Origin of the sequence: Bacillus sp. V2I10, assembly GCF_030817055.1 — a bacterium.
Classification (GTDB): Bacteria; Bacillota; Bacilli; order Bacillales; family Bacillaceae; genus Bacillus_P.
Genome location: NZ_JAUSYV010000001.1, coordinates 2,922,538 through 2,942,238, shown reverse-complemented (window position 1 = coordinate 2,942,238; position 19,701 = coordinate 2,922,538). Strand labels below are relative to the sequence as shown.

Sequence of the window (19,701 nt, the reverse complement as noted above, 5' to 3'; positions counted from 1 at the left end):
TTTTATGACCTGATAATTGGTTTAAATTACCTCATTGTTAAATCTTTCTTCCTATTTTATAATTTTCTAGGTTTATAAAAATTATATAAAATGAGGAGAACAGTATGAAAAGACAACTGGGGGCATTTTTACTATCTATTATTATGGTTATAAGTTTATTTCCGCATTTAACATTTGCTGCTCAAAACTCAAAATTCGAGCTTGAACTTTCGGAATATTTAAACGAAGTAAGTAAGACAAGAGGATTTAAAGTGACGAAAGCAGACATCGAAGCCTCGCTCTCATATTACGGTGATAGTCTTCTGAATTATCAATCTGCAGCAGATCTTAAGGGTTTCTTAGGAGAGGTTATTGAATCAGATTATAGCAATCTTGCAGATTTATATGATGAATTTCATTTAGATCATGAAGAAATGGTATCCCTATTAGAAGAAAATGGAGAAAGTTTAGAAGATTATATATTCATTGATGATCTTTCTCAAACTATCCATTTTTATACGGAAGATTTTGAGTTTGAAAGAGATCCAGACTTTGACATGGACTTCGCTGCTTATCTTGCGGAAGCGAGTGCTGAGAGAGGATTTGAAATAACTAAAGAGGATGTTGAAACTGCTCTTAAAATTTATGATGAAAGCATTGCAAATTTTGAATCTGTTAAGCAGCTTGAAGATTTTCTTGGAGAAGTTATAAAAGCTGATTTGAGCAACTTGGTTTACTTTAAAGAAAATTATGATCTTGACCTGCAGTCATTGCTTCAATTGCTTGCTGAGAATGATAAGGATCTTCATGATTACATCTATATTTTCGAATTGGAAGAAACAGTATGGACTTTAATGGGAATGGAAGAAGAAATAGCTGAGGATCTTTTGCCTATTTTTGAAGATGAGCTGGGATTAACGGAAAAAGAACTTCAAAATATTGAAGAACACTTGATTTCGCTAGAGGATCACCTTTCAGACCAGGCAACCATTGAACGACTTGATAATTTAGGAAACCGGATGTTGGCTATCGGAGAATTTGAAGTTACAAAAGATTTATCAGCAGGTCAAATAGCTGAGCTTGCTTCTATCTATGATGAGATTCTTTCTATTTTTAAATTAAAGGCATCGTACAGTCTTGTTAAGGATGGATCAGAAACCTCATTGTCACTTGCAGACTTAATCAGATTAGATGAATTAAAAGGAGCAAATTTAAAAGTAACCCTCTTTTCAGTAGATGGAACGTTTCTTGCTGACCTTATCATTTCCGGTGAAATGGTAAGTTCTGAAGTTCTTGAAGTAACGGGAGAGCAAGTTGAGGAATCTGCAAAGCAAGCTGCTAAAACAATTGAAACTGCCGAACAGCCTGTAAAAAAACACATCTCCAAACAAATGGATCATGCAGAACAGAAAACCGTAAAAGGCGCTAAATTGCCAAAAACAGCAGGTAATTACCTCACCTATGCGGTAGTTGGGATAATCCTATTGGCAGCTGGAAGCTTCTTATATCGAAAGGTTCGCTATGTTTAAATTGGAAAGAAGAATCAGCAAAAAGCGGTTGATTCTCCTTTTCTTTCCTGTGTTTTTAATCCTGATCGGTTTGCTGTTTACTGCAACTAATCTCTATAAATTTGCTGCGGGATCCTTTCCTGCTTCCCCTGATTTCAATTCAGGAGAAGTAAAACAAAAAAGCATACCCGAAGAAAAAGATCCGGAAATAAAAAAAGTGCTGTACCCCAGCCGGCCTGAACTTGGAGAAGAAATGGGAGAACTTTATATCCCAAAATTAAAGGCGGTCCTCCCAATTTTTCATGGCACTGATGAAAATGAGCTCGAAAAAGGTGTTGGCCATTTTGCTGAAAGTGTACTCCCTGGCGAAAATGACAACTCTGTGCTCTCAGGTCATAGAGATACAGTATTTAAAAGGCTTGGCGAAGTTGGCGAGGGTGATTTGCTGATTGTCAGAACTGCTGCCGGTGAATTCATATTCAAAGTACAAAAAGTAAGAATTGTTGATGAGGATGACCGCACAGTAATTGTTCCAAAGCCGCGGGCAACACTTACAGTGAGCACATGCTACCCATTTGAATTTATTGGTTCCGCTCCTGAACGATATGTTCTTGTAGCTTACTTGACATCTAAAACAATTTATAAATAGTCTGCAGGAAAGCCTCTCTTGGTAAAAAGAGAGGCTTTTTAATATGGCATTATGTATTTTTCCTCTTTCAAAAAATGCTTAGTCAGGAAGGATTTGTTAGCTTTAAATTTATGAAAAATACAGAACCTATAATTGCAATGAAAAGTAATTATGAAACGGGTGATTTAAAATGAATAAAAACAATATCCAAATTCTTCCCATCATTGCTTCCATCGGCATTGGTGCAGCTGCTTATAGTTTGATGACAGGCCGCGGAGGACAGCTACAGAATATGATGCCTCAATTAACAGGAATGAGCAGCCAAGGGGCAAATAATCAATTTTCTGCTCAGCCGGATCAAAATCAGTAAAATTTGCATGATCAGGAGAACAATTCATGGATGAACTCTCCTGATCACATAAAGGAGAAGCGATATGGATATTCATATATCTAACATGATAAATAAAACGAAAATGAATCTGATTCAGGCGGCTGCATATGTTAAACAGCGAATTGATTCTCTTACAGGAACTCAGGCAGTTACAGTTGAACAATTAGCTGCTTTTATCAAATACCATCCCGATACTAAAAAAGAGACCAAGAATCTTTTAGGTCTGACCTTTTCGTTTTATACATTGGACCAAGTTGATGTTCATTACAAACTGGAAACCAAGGGATCTGACATCTTACAGCTTGACGTCCGGACTTTAGAGCATCATGTTGTGTCATATCGTTCTTATCGTGATCAGAATAAATTGAATGTACCGATACGCTTTTTTAAATTAACCATATAGAAAAATAGAGCTAAATGTTAGTTTAGCTCTATCTTCCCTTTCATGTTTGTTTCAAATATAGTTTTATCTCATCTGCAATTAATTCGTTTAGATCAATAAAACGAAAAGAGGTTTTTTCACCTTTGATTTCCTCCAGCTGATCTACCAGTTCTTTTGCTTCTGACAGGTAAGTGATTGCTTCTTTCATTTTGTCCTTATAAGCTTTCGTTGTTCGATTGATTTCGGCTGCGAATTTTTCATCTGTCCCGGGCGTTATGCAAGTTTGATACATATCAATAATCTCATCTGTTTCTCGTTCAGGTTCATATTCATGAGGTGCCGTGCTGTCAAATATTGCAATGCCTTTTTCGCGAAGAATGACCATGTCCAAGCTGTTTGGATCAAATCCGCAATGATAAATTTCAACGTCATATCCCTTTTCTTCTCCAGCAGCTGCAATCTTTTTCAGCATAGTAGATTTTCCTGAACCTGCTCTGCCTTTTATAAAATACCGTTTTCCGATATCTTCTGTTAAGTTTTGGATAAAATCTACTGCTCCATTGGGTGTAGCAGCGCCTAAGAAGCGGTGTTTTACATTCGAAGGTTTGTCAGCCTTTTCCTCTCCAAAGAAAAGTTCAATCAAATCATTCGACAATTGATTGGCTTTAGTAAAATCCATATTTGCGATGTAAATATCTTCAATATCATCATGTGCTTTCAGTGATGCGGCAAACGTTCTGTACGCCTCTTGAAATTTAGAAGAGATATCGGCGGTTAGCTGTCCTATTACATCCCTATTTGCAGAATGAAGTTTCATTTCATTTTCAAGAACAATTACTTGCATGTTTTCAACCGAAATATGTTTGCGAATCTCAGGCACCTCATCATCGATTATCCCGATACCGGCATCAGCAACAATAAATCCTTCAATCCAGTCATTATTAGAAGGGCAGTGTAAATATTCAATCGAATGACCTGCTGAAAGCAATGATTCACTTATTGTTTTCATGTATTCAGATCTGCAGGCTCTTGACCCTCCTTGGAGCAAAAATACCCGATTTAATTCTTTAACTGCAAATTTATACAGACTGAAATACCCTTTAGCCGTATTGCCGCTAGCATAATAATGGATAGCTTTTCCTTTCATCCAATTCATCCTCTCCCTCTTTTCTACTAACATATGTTAAGAGTGAATAAGGGTGAACGCCTAATTTATCAAAAAATGAAAAACCTGCATTTCTGCAGGCATAGAGTACTCTTTTATTGTCCTTTCCTATCTAATTCCTTCACAAGCTGAAAGAGGAAATCATAGATTAATTCAAAAGCTGCATTAAGCGATAAGGTTTCGTGAAAACCATCTATCAGATCACAGTCGAAATTAACATCCCATAAACCGTCTTTGTCATTAAAAAGCAGCTGGAATTTTGTTGATTCACCATTTGCCTTTTCATTAAACCATTCGCGGATGCTGCTGCCTGCAGCTTTTTTTTGTTTTAAACCAAGAAGGCCTTTATAGGACCCAAAAACGTCATCATGCTCAAGGGTTAATCCATCAATTTTAATGATATCAAACCATTCAGATTCTAAATAAACAAACTCTTTTTGATTGGTTTTTAAGAAACTTACTTTTTTGTGAAGAAAATCAGATGGCTTCTCAGCAGCAATCAATTCCTCTGTTTCTTTATCCACTCGTTCAATATAGGAATGCATAAAACGGGAAAGATCTTTCTGCTCTTCTAACGTAACATGTTCAGGAACCAGACTGTGTGCCTCTGCATATTCCTTTTCTGCTTTGTAAATGCCAATTGATTGATTTTCAGGATGATTGGCCATTTCTTTTTCAATATATGCTTTTATTGTTTTTTTCAGCAATTTTTAGTCCTCCAGTTTTTTTGCGGGAATTCTATTACTTATCATAACCTAACATAATCATACTTCAAACAAAAAAAGAACCCGTTTCATGGATTCTGAAGAACTGTATAATTTTACGAGAAATTATCCTGAATAGCCTTATCGAGAAGTTTTTGACACCGATCCAATTCTGTTTTCAGCTGTTTTTTGTATAGCTTTGCCTTCTCATAATCTTCAAACTTGTAATAAACGACTTCCTGCAGCTTCATGCCTTCTTTCTTACGCTTCACTTGCTTTAATACACCATCTTCAATTAATTCGTGTAATGATTTATAAACTTCAGAATGATTAGGCCTGTATCCATACCTTCTGAATTCATCCCGCAGCACATCCAGAAGCTTTAATCCATAAAGCCGATCCTGTTCTGTCATGCGAATCATGTAGAGCTTTAAAAAAGCTCTCTGTTTTAACAAAAATCCGCTCGCACTTCTCTTTTCACCCAATTTAACCATCTCCTTTTTGAAGATCGATTACATGCACTATGTTCTAATAATTCAATGTTTTTAGAAATTTCCCTGCGTGAAGACGAAAATTGAGTCTTTTGACCCTTTATATACTTTTTTAGTTAGAAAGTGAAATGGAGGTGTGATGGGAAATATAGTCTGAGCAATTTTTATTAGTATAATGATTATTTAGAACATAGTTTAATTTGAAATAGCTTCTTTCAAAACAGGAATGAATCTACTAATTTTTATATTAGATTTGTTACTTTTGAATTATAATTTAAGAATGATTTTATAAAAATAATCGAGAGGAAGGATTTTAGAATGTCAATTGTACTAGTTAAAGGTCAAAAAGCTGACCTGACAAGACTTGATCCAAAATTAAGGTGTGTAAATATTGAGTTAAGCTGGCATACAGCTATTGATCAGGAAATAGATGCTTCTGCATTTTTAGTAGGTTCCAATGGAAAAGTTTTTAAAGATTCAGATTTTGTCTTTTACGGACAGACTTCCTCTGGCTGTGGATCTGTTATTAAAAGGAACTCCTTTTCGAGCAGCCAGCCTTTTCAGATTTTTTTAAATAAAGTTCCTTCCGAAATTAGTAAAATCGTATTTTCACTTACTATCTATCAAAAAAATGGAGCTAAGGGTTCATTTAGACAAGTTTCGGATATCACTTTATCTATTGTTGATGAACAGTCTGGAAAGGAATATTACTGCTTCCCTCTTCCAAATACATTTTCAGAAGAAACGGCAATAGTTGCCGGGGATCTATATAGACATTCCGTACAATGGAAGTTTAATAGTGTTGGAGCAGGTTATTTTGGAGGACTTGCTTCATTATGCCAGGATTTCGGAGTTGAAATAGAAGAAGAAACTCCTGCTCAGCTGGCTCCCAAAGAGGTAAAATCAGTTAATCATATACCTGAACCTATTTCGAAAAAGCCAGCTTCAAAAATAAACTTTTCTAAAATCGAATTAAAGAAAAAACAATCGGTCAATATTCAGAAATCTCAAAGAATTACCGCAGTTCTTGAATGGGAATCAAATAAGGATCTTGATCTATATTGTTTTTATGTTACTAAAACAGGTTTTCAAGGGAAGATCTATTACAAGGATTTAGGAAGCAGCAGTCAATTTCCTTTTATTCGTCTTGATGGAGACTCTCAGAAATTTGGAACAGAAACAATTGAAATTTATCGGACTGATGAATTGTCATATGTTATGTTTGCTGCATATAGTGCTGTTGGAAATGGTATAGGAAGCTTTAAGTCAATGAAAGCCAAAGCTGTGGTTGATAATCATATGGGTAATGTCGTCGTCGCTCCGCTGCTGGAACGTAATAATTTAGCTTATTGGGTTGCCATAGCTCATATTGATTTCACAGACTCAAAGGCGATGAAAGTATCACATGTTGAACGTTATTCACGTGATCATTCAGAGGCTTCACCACTTCTGTACTCAGATGGCAGCTTTAGAATGGATGTAGGACCGATAGAATTTAAAAATGACCAGGACTATAACAATTATTTTGGGAATTAACCTGATTATTTAGAACATAGTTTAGATAGATGAAAAAAGCAGCAGTAATATATACTTCTGCTTTTTTCGTATGTTTGCTGATATCAGCTAATAATCAGTATTTGAAAACAAAATACTTCTGTCCCAAAAAATTTAAGATCGTATAAAAACCTGTCCCTGCTAGTACAGCAAGCATATCTTGAGTCAGAATAAAGGCTTGGGGGAATCCAGTATAAATGAATTCAGCTGCCGCTTTGGCGAAGGAAAATGACACAAAATAACAAAAAACAATCACTATTATAAACCGCGGGAGACTCCTTTTGATGCTGGCCTGGCTTGAAAAGGTGAATGAACGATTTAAATAATAGCTGACGGCTGCACCTATGATATTACCCAAAAAAGTTGACAGCCAGTAAGAAACGTTTATAACGTTCAGCAAAAGAAAGATTGCTGATAAGCCTGCGGCTGTATTCATAATTCCGACGAGAATGAATCTTAATAAAAGCGGATCAAGTCGTATGAAATTACTTTCTGAGCTCATAGCGATAGTCTTCTTCTTGAATCAGATTGTTTTTTTGGATGGGAAGATTGAATAAATCAATCTCTACAATATATTTGGGACGCTTTTTTGTTTCTTTGTACACTTTTCCGATATACTCCCCAACTAATCCTGTAGCAATCATCTGCAAACCGCCTATTAACCATATAGAGGCAATTAAAGACGTCCATCCTGTGTGAGTCCATCCTAGATATTTCATCGTCAGACAGTAAACGCCAAATAGAAGACTAATAATAAAAGTAATCAAACCCATTGATAAAACTAAACGGATAGGTGTAACAGAAAAGGAAGTGATGCCATCGAAAGCAAAGGAAAGCATTTTTCTAAAAGGATACTTGGTCTGGCCTGCAAGCCTTTCTTTCCGGTCATAATAGACCTTAGCTGATTTAAACCCTATGAGCGGAACGATGCCCCGCAAGAACAAATTTGCCTCCTCAAATCCTTTCAATTCCTGTACAGCCCGATTGCTCATCAGCCGAAAATCCGCATGATTGTATATGAGCTCTACTCCAAGCTTTTTCATTAACTTATAAAACCATTCAGCCGATTTGCGTTTGAAAAGAGTATCTGTTTCTCTTTTCTTTCTGACTCCATATACGATTTCATACCCTTTTTGATAGTTGTCAATAAATTCATGAATGACTGTGATATCGTCCTGAAGATCTGCATCAATAGAGATAATGCAGTCGGATTCATCATTTGCGGTGAACATGCCTGCAAGCAATGCATGTTGATGTCCTGCATTTCGTGATAATTTTAACCCTGCCACCCTCTCCATATGAAGGCATGCTTTATTAATAATTGACCAAGTAGAGTCTTTGCTGCCATCATCAATGAACAGGACTTTGCTTTTTGATGATATTTTCTTTTCTATAAACATACTGTCCAGCAATTGACTGAGTTTATGAATGGTTTGAGGAAGAATTTCTTCTTCGTTATAGCATGGAACTACAATAGTTAGCGTTGGTGCATTCATTATGTGAAGTCCCCCATGGTGTTTATTTGACCTTATAAAGATAAATTCTCCACACAGATTCGTGAGAATGAAATACTTTATCCAAAATTAAATGGTTCTTTTCAGGATGTTCGATCGGCAAGCTTGAAAAAATATACCTTCCCCCCATTTTTTTAAATGGTTCCATATTCAAATCAAGATCTTTCAATTTAATTGTTGAATTTTTAGTAAACATATACCTTTTCCCGAGCTCGCTGCTGAAAAGATAGCATCTACCTCCCCACTCATCAAAGTAAATCCGCAGTCCCTTATTTTTACTAAGTTCTTTTTCAATGATTTGCCGAAATTGATATTTATACGAGAGCGGGTAAAAGTTGTTATACGTATCGAGAGTATAAAATCCGTTGTATTGAGCGATAGCAGGATGAAGCCCTAGGCTTGCAACTCTGTAACCCTCAACAGGTATGCCGATATGTTTTTTAATTTCGGCGAATTGTTCCACTGCGTAGAATTCTTTTACAGATGGTTTTTTTTGATAGATAATTTCATCGTTAAAGGTGCCAAGCAAAAATACTTGAGCTAGAATACACGCCCCGATTACCCATTTTCTCCGGAATTCACTGTATAAAATTTTGAGTCCGAGAGCAAATCCAATATAAATAATGATAGGACGCAAAAAGTGAAATCTAGCAAAGTTGAAGGTATCCAAGAAATGAAAACGTTCCGTTAAAGGAAGCCAGCCTTTATAAAACCAGAAAGCATACCATGCTGATAAACAGAAATTCAAGCTTAATAAAAAGACAAAAGGCTTTTCTAGTTTCCATTTTCTTTTACGAATAATTATGTATAAAGCAATCAGCGTAACCGGCAGGATAATCAAGCTATGGACTGTCATGACATGTGTATGGCCTAATACAAAGTTCTTAAATGTGAGCCTTATGACTCGCCATAAAGGAAGTCTCGCATGAAAGTATTCATCACGGCTATTTGGTTCAGATGAAAATAAAAAGGAATACATTAATCGGTATTCAACTATAAAAAAGACAAGTGTCATGTATCCGATGGAGACAATAAAAGGAAAATTCCATTTCTTTTCTTTCATCACATCCATTATCCATAGAATACCCATAGCCGCTAAAAAAAAGAAAAAACCTAAGACGAAGCTTGAATAAAAAGGAAGCAAGGTTAAAACTGTAATGTTGCGCCAAGAACGATTTCCCTTTCTGATATTTAAAAAGGCCCATAATGCAAGAGGCATTCCAAGCGTACTGAGCATCCCCTGGGGCCAGAAAGGTGTCAGGGCAAATGTTAAGGCCGTCCCTGCGACAATAAATAAATATTTCCTTTCTATCATAAAATGGTCCTTCAAGAGAAGAAACATTCCCAAAAAGGCAAAAACTCTTGTTATAGTTTGTGAAAATGCATAAGCTGTCATAGTCGGAAACCAGTTATACAGCCAGATTTGAAGATTCCATTCTGAACCAAGAGCATTTCTTGGAAGTCCGTTTATGATTTTCGGCAAAGTTCCATTCAGTCCGCTGAAAAGATAACCATTTTCGGTCAGCACTTTATACCAGGCAAGGTTAGAATCCAGGTTATCATGAACGCGGATGTGCGCATTTTCATTTAGGATATAAAGTGGTGACACATATAAAGCAATGGCCAACATGCATAAATAGATCAAAATGCGTTCAATTTTTTTATTCCTTTTTTGTTCCATAAATTCACCTCGGGGATAAAGCAGGTGTGTTTCCTTTAATTTTTACAACTTCAGATAAAATATTCCGTTTTTATTGCCGTATAAAAAAAAGGGCTTGTTTTCACAAGTCCATCTCGATTTTATTCATTGCTGTCAGAAAAATAAGGATTAAATCCAAGGTTTTTTCTAATTTTATCTGTTATTATGAGTTGGTTCGTTCAAACGGATCTCCTCATCAGATACAGCATGTTTTTATTAAGTATGATGGCTTACTGCATTAGATGCAGATGTGCGATTTATATCACGAACTTTTTTTATATTGATCCTTATTAGAAGAGAAATAGCTAAAGCAGCAACAAACGCACTTCCAAAAATATAGAGGGTCAAAGAATAGCTGTTAGTCGTTTCTCTGATCCATGAAACAACAAGCGGACCTGCAAGCCCTGCTGCCGCCCATGCGGTCAGAATGTACCCATGAATAGCCCCAAGCTGTTTTGTGCCAAAAAGATCGCCAATGTAAGCTGGAATGGAAGCAAATCCTCCTCCATAGCAGGTTAATATTAAAAAGATAAGGGCCTGAAATACGCTGGCGTTTGTGACATTAGGAAGTAAAAGGAATGCAGCTGTTTGTATGGCAAAGAATGCAGTATATACGTTAGGACGGCCAATATAGTCTGATACAGTTGCCCACCCTATTCGTCCAAAGCCATTAAATAACCCCATAATACCTACCATAGCTGCGGCTGCAGCTGTGCTTAAACCTGCAATATCCTGAGCCATCGGGGATGCTACGGATATTATTGCAATTCCACATGCAACATTGATAAAAAGCATTGCCCACAAAGCCCAAAAGCGCAGCGTTTTGACTGCTTCATTAGCTGTCAGCTGTGACAGATCACTCTTTACATTTTCTGCGGCAGGCTGATTTTCTTTCTTATTTACAGGCATCCATCCCTCAGGAGGAGGAGCAAGATAAAACGATGATGAGATCATGATGATAAAATAGACGGTTCCAAGTATATAAAAAGTCCGGTCTATTCCAACATTTGATATGAGGGATGCTATAACAGGACTGGCAATTAGAGATGCAAACCCAAAGCCCATTATGGCAAGTCCTGTCGCAAGTCCTCTTCTATCGGGAAACCATTTAACTAATGAGGAAACCGGGGTAATATATCCGATGCCAAGCCCGATGCCTCCAAGAACTCCGTAAAAAAAATACAAAAGATACAAAGACCCTATACTTTCAGCGAAACCTGCTCCTATTAATCCCGCCGCAAAACATAGCGTAGAAAGAAGACCAGAAGCTCTGGGTCCATATTTTTCAACAAAGTGTCCCATAAATGCTGCAGATAATCCTAAAAACAGAATCGCAATGCTGAATGTAAGCGAGATTTCGCTTAACCGCCAATTATGTTCATCTCTAAGGGGGTTGGTAAATACGCTCCATGAATAAACAGAGCCAATTGAAATATGGATCCCTACCGCAGCAGCTGCAATCAGCCAGCGATTTTTCGTTTTCGTCATTTTTTCTCCTCTTTTCTAAGCATTAGGGTGAAGGCAGACACATTGATTGCCTGCCTCCATTTCCTTATTCCAGAGTTTCATTTTTATGACGCGCTTGATCTTCTTTACTTTGATTGGTTTTTTCAATGTGCTCCGTCTCCTGTCCCATTCCCTTCAAGAAACTGATCAGCATTGTGACTGCCCGGTTTACTTCAGGATCCTTCAGCGAGCGGGCAAGGTCAAAATAGCTTGTTTTTTCTGCCGGATCTTTATTTTCAGCCACTCTTGCAATTCCTGCATTCACTTTTAATAAAAAAGGCTCCAGCTGCTTGACATTGATCATGCCAAGCACCCCTGTCATTAAAAGCAGATTTTTTAAACTGTTGGTCGTTTCTTTTTTATCCACTGTCTTGACCAGAATGTCCATCACTTTGTCACCCTGTCCGAATAAGCCCTTCAATAACGGCAAAATCCCTCTATCCTGCATGTACTGAAGAATCTCAAGCGTATCAATAATGGCGTCTTTATGATCAATTAAAGCATCTTCAACTTCTCTTAAGTCTTCTTTTCGCTTTTCTTCTTCTGTTTTTTCAATTCGGGTAATGGTTTTAGTTGCCTTTGCCAACCTTCTTTCCCTCCTTTTTAACAAGGTCGCCTGGGAACGCATAGTCTTTGCGCTTCCATTTTCTTTCTACTTCCACACCTCTTTGCGGATTAGGGTTTCCATACCTGAAATTATTTTTTGGCAATGGATTGACTCCCTCGATTTCCAGCACCTCAAGCTTTGCTTTTACTTCTTTATAAGCAGGTGTATCTGTGTCTTTATCCGCATAGCTGCTCGTAATGAGATTAATGGCTGATTCACCTGAATCATTCATCGGCAGGTACACTTCTTTTCCTTTCACGCGATCTGTTATTACACATTTAACCTTTACTTGTCCATATGGGGATATCAGCCTGACAAGCGATCCGTCTTTTAAACCGCGCTCTAAAGCAAGTTCAGGGGATACCTCAAGGAAAGTAGCAGGTGTTTTTGAAGTAATACCTTTTGATTTATAGGTCATATTGCCTTCATGAAAATGTTCGAGTAGCCTGCCGTTATTCACGTGAATATCATATTCATCTCCAAATTGGAGCGGCTTCGTCCAATCGACTGGAAAGAGGCGGGCCTTGCCATCCGGAAAAGGAAACTCATCCAAGAAAAGAACAGGCGTATCCGTTCCATCAGCTGCTACAGGCCATAGAAGACTTTTGTACCCTTCAAGACGCTCATAGTTTACTCCTGCAAAAAGAGGGGCAAGCATCGCTGCTTCTTCCATGATGTCGCCTGGGTGTTTATAATCCCATCCAGCTCCTAGCTTATTCGCAACTTCCATGATTATTTTCCAGTCCGGCTTGGAGTCTCCCAAAGGTTCAAGGACCTGATATAAACGCTGAATTCTGCGTTCAGTATTCGTAAACGTTCCTTCTTTTTCAAGACTTGGACTTGCCGGAAGCACAACATCTGCATATTCCGCTGTTTTCGATAAAAAGAGGTCCTGAACGACGAAGAAATCCAATTTTTCATATGCAGCATGGACGTAGTTCAAATTAGAATCCACAATCCCCATTTCCTCTCCTTTTAAATACATGGCTCTCACGCTGCCGGCGTGAATCCCGGCCACCATTTCGTGGTTGTTTAAACCCGGCTGCTCCGGCAATTTGACTCCCCATCCTTTTTCATATTTAGCCCTTACAGCAGGATCGGTGATTTTTTCATAGGACGGAAGCCTGTCTGGCATACTTCCAAAATCACTTGCTCCCTGCACATTGTTGTGGCCTCTCAAAGGATAGGAACCTGTGCCGGGACGGCCATAATTTCCTGTAATCAGCAGCAGGTTCGAGATGGCTGTACTAGTGTCGCTTCCGCCCGAATGCTGAGTGACGCCCATTGCCCAAAGGACGACTGTGCTTTTCGCTTCATGGATCATCTCAGCTAATTTTATCAGTTCACTTTTCGAAATGCCTGTTGTTTTTTCTGCATATTCCAGTGTGAATTTCTCTAAGCTTTCCTTATAGTCATCAAATCCATTTACTCTGTTCTTCAAAAAATGCATGTCCGCCCAGCCCCGGTCGATTATATAGTTGGTTACCGCAGATAGCCACACAATGTCTGTACCAGATTCAGGCTGAATAAATAAGTCGGAGCGGTCAGCCATTTCATGTTTTCTGAGGTCTGCGACAATCAGCTTCTGTTCATGCAGCTTATGAGCCCGCTTCACTCTGGTGGACAGAACAGGATGTGATTCTGAAGTGTTTGAGCCGATGATCAGGACAAGCTCTGACATCTCAATATCTTTTATCGTGCCGGAATCACCTCCGTAGCCGACTGTTCGGAACAATCCCATTGTGGCCGGTGTCTGACAGTACCTTGAACAATTATCAATATTATTCGTACCAATTACTGACCGGGCAAGCTTTTGCATTAAATATGATTCTTCATTTGTGCATTTCGAGGAACTGATAAAGCTCAGTGCGTCAGGCCCATGTTCATTTTTTATTTGAGAAAACTTTCGCTCAATCAGCGTCAGCGCCTCATCCCATTCAGCTTCTCGGAAGGAATCTCCTTCTCTGATCAGCGGCTTCGTAAGACGTTCTTCGCTATTGACATAATCCCAGCCGAATTTGCCTTTCACACAGGTTGAGATCCCGTTGGCTGGTGCCTCAGCTTGAGGTTCAACCTTTAAAATTTCTCTTTCTTTCGTCCAAATGTCAAAGCTGCAGCCGACTCCGCAATATGTACAGACGGTTTTTGTCTTCTTAATTCTCTCATCACGCATAGCTGATTCCATGTCAGATATAGCAAGGATTGAACCGTAGCCCGTTTCAACATTTTTCGTGATCTCAATCATGGGGCGCAAAGTTTGTTTGGAGATCCCTGTTAAATAACCCGCTTCACCTTCCATCCCTTTTTCCATCATTGCGTTGCATGGGCAAACAGTTGAACAATGACCGCAGGAAACACAGGATGACTCATTGATCGCCACGTCGTTGTCCCAAATCACACGGGGCCGGTCTCGTTCCCAGTCGATTGAAAGGGTCTCTGTAACCTGTACATTCTGACATGCTTCTACACATCTGCCGCAAAGAATACATTGATCGGGATCATAGCGGTAAAAAGGATTCGTCTGGTCTATTTCATAAGGCTTCGGGGCAAATGGTATGCTTTGATGATTGATTTTCATTTCTTTCACCGTATTGTGTATTTCACAGCCTCCATTATTGTAATCACAGACTGTACAATAGAGCTCATGATTGTGTAAAATCCGGTCCATGCCTATGAGCTGGGCCTCTTTTACTTCAGGTGATAGTGAATCAATCTCATCCCCGTTCTTGATCTCAGTTGAACAGGCCCTCACAAATTCGCCGTTTACTTTAATGATGCATGTATCACATGTTTCAATTGCACCAAGGCTCGGATGAAAGCAAACGCTGGGTACCTCTAGTTTATGACCTGAAAGAATTTGTAGAGCTGTCTGATTTGCATATCCTTTAGCTTCAGCTCCGTTTATTTTCACGTTAAAACTATCTGACAAAAAGACCTCCCCTTTCAAGAATAATTAAAATGTTCAATCAATTTATATTACAGCATTTTATCTACCCTATACAGCCTGGAACAAAACAAAGCGAAAATAAATGGAAGCGCTCTCTAAATTGTAGCAAGATTCTGTCTTTTCAACAATCGTTAAACCTAAAACTGTTCATGTCTTGAAGAAATGGAACAAAAAAAGAGTTTCAGCTAAACTGAAACCCTTCTTATCCTACCCTCCGCTTACAGGCGGAATGAACGCAACAGTATCTCCATCTCTAATTACATCACCTTCATTTGCAAAACTTTCATTAATTGCGGTCATGACACTGCTTAATCCTCGCAGCCCGTGGTTATCCTGCAGCCACTGTTTTAATTCGTGCACGGTAAGGCCCCTTTTGTCAATTTCTATTGCAGCGGTTCCGGCCTCTTCCTGTAAATGGGCAAACAGCAAGATTTTAATCATTTTTTCCGCCCTCTTTCTTGGGTTTTCCCTCAGGGTATGGTGTTTGCCCAAGCTGATCTCCAATCCACATCGTCCCATCTTCCCAATGTTCTTTTTTCCAGATGGGAACAATCTGTTTGATCCGCTCTATCGCATATTCATTTGCTAGATATGCTGTTTTCCTGTGCGGAGAAGAAACGGCAATCACAACAGCTATATCTGAAATCTCGAGCTTGCCTATTCGGTGGGTAATAGCTGTTATGGCATCCGGAAAGCGTCCTTTTATTTCATCGCCGATTTGCTCAAGCATTTTTACAGCCATCGGTTCATAGGCCTGATACTCTAAATAAAGCGTTCTTTTGCCTTGTGTAAATTCTCTTACTGTCCCAATAAAAGTTGTAATGGCTCCAGCTTCTCTTCTTGCAACTTTATTCGTCACTAGATCAGCTGAAATTGAATCCTTCGTAATCTCAAAATATTCCTGACTCATGCTGACCCCTCACAATTCCCATTATGTAGTCGATGTAATTCTGTTCATCTTCGATATGAAAGATTGGAACATGTATGTTTAAGCTGTGGATTTCAGGCCATGTAATGACGCATATGATGCTGCTTAATTTTAATAGAGAGAGATCGCTTTCCTCTTTTAATAAAACTACTTTTGGAAAATGTTCTTTCTTATATCCCTCTATGAAAATTGTATCAATGGACAGAGATTGGTAGATTTCCACCAGCTTTGCAAGCGGCCAATGCTGACCCGCCAAATTAAGCAAAAGGACACCATCCCCTTCAACCCCTGCTAAAACAGCTCCTGCTTTTGAATGGCGATCACTGTCTTTTACCTGAAATCCATGATCTGGAATGCCTCCATGTCCGTGATGCTTGATTGTTCCAACTTGATGACTGTTCTCTTTTGCTCTTTTTATGAGCTTTTCCAATAAAGTTGTCTTTCCTGCGTTTTGATGTCCGATTATTTGTATGACGGCACAATGTTTTCCCACGGCCAATCACTTCCCTTTTGATCATCCAATAATAGGACATCCACCATCATGCCAGCCTGATAGCCTCTCGTTCCGCCTGGAAGAATAATAAGTGCGTTTGCTTCTGCTAAAGATGAAACGGCACTTGATTTATCAAAGCCAGAAGGAAGAACAGAAAGCCTGCCCTCATTAAAATGAAGCTCAGCCCTTACAAACCTGGTGAATGGATTTGCCTTAGAAAAATCCTCGCCCAAATAAGCTTTTTCTTTTCTTACATGCGGTGATTGATGAAAATTGTGATACCGGACTGCCGGCCTGACAAACAATTCAAATCCGACAAAACAAGCAGACGGATTTCCGGAAAGGCCAACAAGTAATTTTTGATCTAAAGCAGCAACGGTTGTGACACTTCCCGGCCTCATCGCAATCTTGTTAAATAGAACATCTGCACCGAGCTTTTCATAAATGGCGGGCAAATAATCATAATCACCGACAGACACTCCGCCTGTTGTAATCAACAAATCGACTTGACTTAGTGCATCTCTCACGGCATTGATGCATTGTTCAAGATCATCACTGAACTTCCCGAAATATTTCGCCTCTCCCCCTGCCCGTTCAATTTGAGCGAGAATCATATAAGAGTTGCTGTTGCGGATTTTTCCGGGCTGCAGCGGTTCGTTGACATCAAGCAGTTCACTGCCCGTTGCAAGCACTCCGATTACTGGCTTTTTCGCAGCTGGAACCTCACGATATCCGAACGTCGCAAGCAAAGCAGCAATGCCTGGGGTAATGACACTTCCTTTTGCCGCAAGTATAGTTCCCTTTTTTGTATCTTCCCCTTGAAAAGAGATGTTTTCTCCGCTTTTCAAGGAACGCTTTAATTCAAATCTTTTTCCTTCAGCAGCAATCTCTTTCGTTAGTTCTAGCATGACAACCGCATCTGCTCCTGCAGGTATTTGAGCTCCGGTCATAATTCTTACAGCCTGATTCCGTCCAACGCTGTTATGAAAGACAGAACCTGCTCCAATTTCTCCGATAACTTCAAAAACACCTGGGTTCGTCCTCGTGATTTGAGCAGTATCTTCAGAACGGACAGCAAATCCATCATAAGGGGACCGGTCAAAAGACGGCACATCATGGTCCGCGATTAAATCTTCTGCTAAAAAGCGTCCATATGAGTTTTCAAGCGCCACAAGTTCAACTTTACCTCTAATCGCAAAGTCCATGACTTTTTGAACAGCGTCAGAAACTGCAATAGGTGTCCTTTTTTCTACCAAACTGGCATCTCCTCTCTATTGATTATCCCCCGATATGAGACATCTCTACTTTATTCCTCTGGCGTGTCTCACTAGTCCGTTCATCAGAGTACCGGTCTCTGCGGTGATTCCATATTTCCCGAATAATCGCTTTTAGCTCCATATTGCTTTTTCCAGAACGAAGCAGTTGCCTAAGGTCTGTCCCTTTTGATGCAAAGAGGCAGGTGTATAGCTTGCCTTCAGCAGATATGCGGGCCCTTGAACAAGTGGAACAAAAAGAATCTGTCACAGACGAGATGATGCCGATCTCAGCAGATTGATCTTGATATTCATATCTTTCAGCAACTTCTCCGGTATAGTTAGGAGGAATCTTATTTAAGGGATAACGCTCTCCTATCACACTTAAAATTTCACTTTTTGCAACAACATGGTCCAGCTGCCAGCCATTAGAGTTTCCCACATCCATATATTCAATAAATCTGAGGGTATGACCTTGCGCTTTGAAATAATCGGCCATCGGAAGAATGTCTTCATCGTTTACCCCTTTTTGTACAACCATATTAATCTTGACCTGTAAACCGGCTAAAGCAGCTGCCTCTATTCCGGCCAGGATGTTTTTCACCTTGCTTCGGCGGCCATTCATCTCGGCAAAACGCTCTTCATTTAAAGAATCCAAACTTACCGTGACGCGTCTTAAACCTGCCTCATACAGTTCAGCAGCAAAACCTTTTAAAAGCGATCCATTGGTCGTTAACCCGATGTCTTCAATACCATCAATCTTTTTGAGCATCTTTATTAAGACAGGAAGCTCTTTTCTGAGAAGAGGCTCCCCTCCAGTAAGGCGGAGTTTTTTTACACCTAAAGATGAAAAGATGACAGCTAATCTCTCGATCTCCTCAAAAGATAAGATTTTCTCAGATGACAAGAAAGAATAATCGGGGCCGAATATCTCCTCCGGCATGCAGTAGCGGCAGCGGAAATTACACCGGTCAGTGACTGAGATTCTTAAATCACGGAGCGGACGGTCCCATGAATCAAGTGCAGAATTTTTCATATCCCTCGCCTCTCTTCTGTTATGTATTTTACATGTAAGCTTCAGAATATGCTAACTAAATGAAACAATCAGATATTTCTTTCCAGAATGATTCTTTGAGGATGTGTATAGACATTCAAGGATGATTCTCTAATAAATCCGACTACTGTAATTCCAAGTTCTTCAGCCATCTCCAGCGCTAATTCAGTTGGAGCAGATTTAGACAATACAATCTCACATCCGATTTTAGCCGTTTTCATGAGAATTTCAGAAGAGATTCTCCCGCTGAAAACAAGGATTTTATTATGAACGGAGATATTTTTTTTAAGACAGTGCCCATAAATCTTATCCAGCGCATTATGTCTCCCAATATCCATTCTGCAGAGGAGAACTCCATTTTCATCACATAGGGCCGCATTATGCACACCTCCTGTTAGATGAAAAACACCAGCCAGACTCTGCATATCATTCATAAGGGAAAAACATTTATCTGAGGTTATTTGAACATGTATACCGTCGATTTTTTTTGCTGTCCTTGCATCACTCGCAAATACAAAGCCCTGCCGGCTCATCCCGCAGCATGAAGTGAGATAGCGTTTATTTTGAAAATGATGAAAGTAAGGATAGTCTTTCAATGTATTCACGTGAACAAACCCTGCTTTTTCCTGAATCCAGATTTCTTTTATATCCTCGCAGGTCTGAATGATTCCTTCTGACGCCAGATACCCGATCACCATGTCTTCAATAAATTCAGGCGAGCAGATCATCGTTACAAATTCTTCCCCGTTAACCTTTATGGTTAACGGATATTCTGTAACGATTGAATCCTCTTCCCCCTTAGCGTTGCCGTCTGAAATGCGGAGTATTTTGCGTTTTATTTCTACTGGTTTCAAAATGGCTGCTCCTTTACCCCTTTTTTCTCACATATTTACATTAT

General features: G+C 39.2%; 20 protein-coding genes. 5 read left to right on the top strand and 15 right to left on the bottom strand.

What is annotated here, in order from left to right; all coding sequences use genetic code 11:
- The first annotated feature begins 104 nt into the window (after positions 1–104).
- From QFZ72_RS14765 to QFZ72_RS14750, 4 genes are all read left to right on the top strand, one after another.
- Positions 105–1,508: a processed acidic surface protein gene (locus tag QFZ72_RS14765; RefSeq protein ID WP_307434537.1), complete on the top strand. Its 1,404-nt coding sequence runs from the start codon at positions 105–107 to the stop codon at positions 1,506–1,508.
- A complete protein-coding gene (locus QFZ72_RS14760) occupies positions 1,501–2,136 on the top strand; it encodes a class D sortase (protein ID WP_307434534.1) in 636 nt (211 codons plus the stop codon). Before QFZ72_RS14765 ends, QFZ72_RS14760 begins: the two co-directional genes overlap by 8 nt.
- A 169-nt stretch (positions 2,137–2,305) precedes the next feature.
- Positions 2,306–2,485 carry a hypothetical protein gene (locus tag QFZ72_RS14755; protein ID WP_070877424.1) on the top strand — a complete coding sequence of 60 codons (180 nt, stop codon included), beginning with the start codon at positions 2,306–2,308 and terminating at the stop codon, positions 2,483–2,485.
- A gap of 64 nt (positions 2,486–2,549) precedes the next feature.
- Entirely contained in the window at positions 2,550–2,909 is a 360-nt protein-coding gene (locus QFZ72_RS14750; protein WP_307434529.1) for a hypothetical protein, read from the top strand.
- A 40-nt stretch (positions 2,910–2,949) separates the two neighbouring features.
- Here QFZ72_RS14750 and QFZ72_RS14745 read toward each other — a convergent pair whose 3' ends face one another.
- From QFZ72_RS14745 to QFZ72_RS14735, 3 genes are all read right to left on the bottom strand, one after another.
- Entirely contained in the window at positions 2,950–4,044 is a 1,095-nt protein-coding gene (locus QFZ72_RS14745) for a PRK06851 family protein (protein WP_307434527.1), read from the bottom strand.
- 104 nt (positions 4,045–4,148) lie between these two features.
- Complete coding sequence (locus QFZ72_RS14740; protein WP_307434524.1) at positions 4,149–4,760, bottom strand: hypothetical protein; 612 nt, start codon at positions 4,758–4,760, stop codon at positions 4,149–4,151.
- A gap of 113 nt (positions 4,761–4,873) precedes the next feature.
- Positions 4,874–5,242 (bottom strand): replication termination protein, encoded by a 369-nt coding sequence (locus QFZ72_RS14735; protein WP_252205539.1) that lies wholly within the window; start codon positions 5,240–5,242, stop codon positions 4,874–4,876.
- A 324-nt stretch (positions 5,243–5,566) separates the two neighbouring features.
- Here QFZ72_RS14735 and QFZ72_RS14730 point away from each other — a divergent pair, with 324 nt between their 5' ends.
- Complete coding sequence (locus tag QFZ72_RS14730) at positions 5,567–6,784, top strand: TerD family protein (protein ID WP_307434520.1); 1,218 nt, start codon at positions 5,567–5,569, stop codon at positions 6,782–6,784.
- 94 nt (positions 6,785–6,878) lie between these two features.
- Here the strand turns inward: QFZ72_RS14730 and QFZ72_RS14725 are convergent, their stop codons facing one another.
- The 12 genes from QFZ72_RS14725 to fdhD all read right to left on the bottom strand — a co-directional run bounded on the left by QFZ72_RS14725 (position 6,879) and on the right by fdhD (position 19,657).
- Positions 6,879–7,304 carry a GtrA family protein gene (locus QFZ72_RS14725; RefSeq protein WP_307434518.1) on the bottom strand — a complete coding sequence of 142 codons (426 nt, stop codon included), beginning with the start codon at positions 7,302–7,304 and terminating at the stop codon, positions 6,879–6,881.
- Positions 7,288–8,298: a glycosyltransferase family 2 protein gene (locus QFZ72_RS14720; RefSeq protein ID WP_307434516.1), complete on the bottom strand. Its 1,011-nt coding sequence runs from the start codon at positions 8,296–8,298 to the stop codon at positions 7,288–7,290. The genes QFZ72_RS14725 and QFZ72_RS14720 overlap by 17 nt, the downstream gene beginning before the upstream one ends.
- Before the next feature lie 22 nt (positions 8,299–8,320).
- Positions 8,321–9,997: a DUF6044 family protein gene (locus tag QFZ72_RS14715; protein ID WP_307434513.1), complete on the bottom strand. Its 1,677-nt coding sequence runs from the start codon at positions 9,995–9,997 to the stop codon at positions 8,321–8,323.
- Positions 9,998–10,231: 234 nt separating this feature from the next.
- Positions 10,232–11,503 (bottom strand): L-lactate MFS transporter, encoded by a 1,272-nt coding sequence (locus tag QFZ72_RS14710; protein WP_307434511.1) that lies wholly within the window; start codon positions 11,501–11,503, stop codon positions 10,232–10,234.
- A gap of 64 nt (positions 11,504–11,567) precedes the next feature.
- Positions 11,568–12,107: a helical membrane plugin domain-containing protein gene (locus QFZ72_RS14705; protein WP_307434508.1), complete on the bottom strand. Its 540-nt coding sequence runs from the start codon at positions 12,105–12,107 to the stop codon at positions 11,568–11,570.
- Positions 12,091–15,057, bottom strand: a complete 2,967-nt coding sequence (gene fdhF, locus QFZ72_RS14700) for a formate dehydrogenase subunit alpha (RefSeq protein ID WP_307434505.1) — start codon at positions 15,055–15,057, stop codon at positions 12,091–12,093. The genes QFZ72_RS14705 and fdhF overlap by 17 nt, the downstream gene beginning before the upstream one ends.
- A 225-nt stretch (positions 15,058–15,282) precedes the next feature.
- On the bottom strand, positions 15,283–15,516 hold the full coding sequence (moaD, locus tag QFZ72_RS14695; RefSeq protein WP_307434501.1) for a molybdopterin converting factor subunit 1: 234 nt from the start codon (positions 15,514–15,516) through the stop codon (positions 15,283–15,285).
- Positions 15,509–15,985: a molybdenum cofactor biosynthesis protein MoaE gene (locus QFZ72_RS14690; RefSeq protein ID WP_307434499.1), complete on the bottom strand. Its 477-nt coding sequence runs from the start codon at positions 15,983–15,985 to the stop codon at positions 15,509–15,511. Before QFZ72_RS14690 ends, moaD begins: the two co-directional genes overlap by 8 nt.
- Positions 15,966–16,496 carry a molybdopterin-guanine dinucleotide biosynthesis protein B gene (mobB, locus tag QFZ72_RS14685; RefSeq protein ID WP_307434496.1) on the bottom strand — a complete coding sequence of 177 codons (531 nt, stop codon included), beginning with the start codon at positions 16,494–16,496 and terminating at the stop codon, positions 15,966–15,968. Before mobB ends, QFZ72_RS14690 begins: the two co-directional genes overlap by 20 nt.
- Positions 16,466–17,752, bottom strand: coding sequence for a molybdopterin molybdotransferase MoeA (locus tag QFZ72_RS14680; protein WP_373464561.1), 1,287 nt, complete (start codon positions 17,750–17,752; stop codon positions 16,466–16,468). The genes mobB and QFZ72_RS14680 overlap by 31 nt, the downstream gene beginning before the upstream one ends.
- A 22-nt stretch (positions 17,753–17,774) precedes the next feature.
- Positions 17,775–18,785, bottom strand: a complete 1,011-nt coding sequence (gene moaA, locus QFZ72_RS14675) for a GTP 3',8-cyclase MoaA (RefSeq protein ID WP_307434493.1) — start codon at positions 18,783–18,785, stop codon at positions 17,775–17,777.
- A gap of 68 nt (positions 18,786–18,853) precedes the next feature.
- The gene (fdhD, locus tag QFZ72_RS14670; RefSeq protein WP_307434491.1) at positions 18,854–19,657 is read right to left on the bottom strand and encodes a formate dehydrogenase accessory sulfurtransferase FdhD; all 804 of its coding nucleotides are present in this window, start codon (positions 19,655–19,657) and stop codon (positions 18,854–18,856) included.
- Positions 19,658–19,701 lie beyond the last annotated feature (44 nt).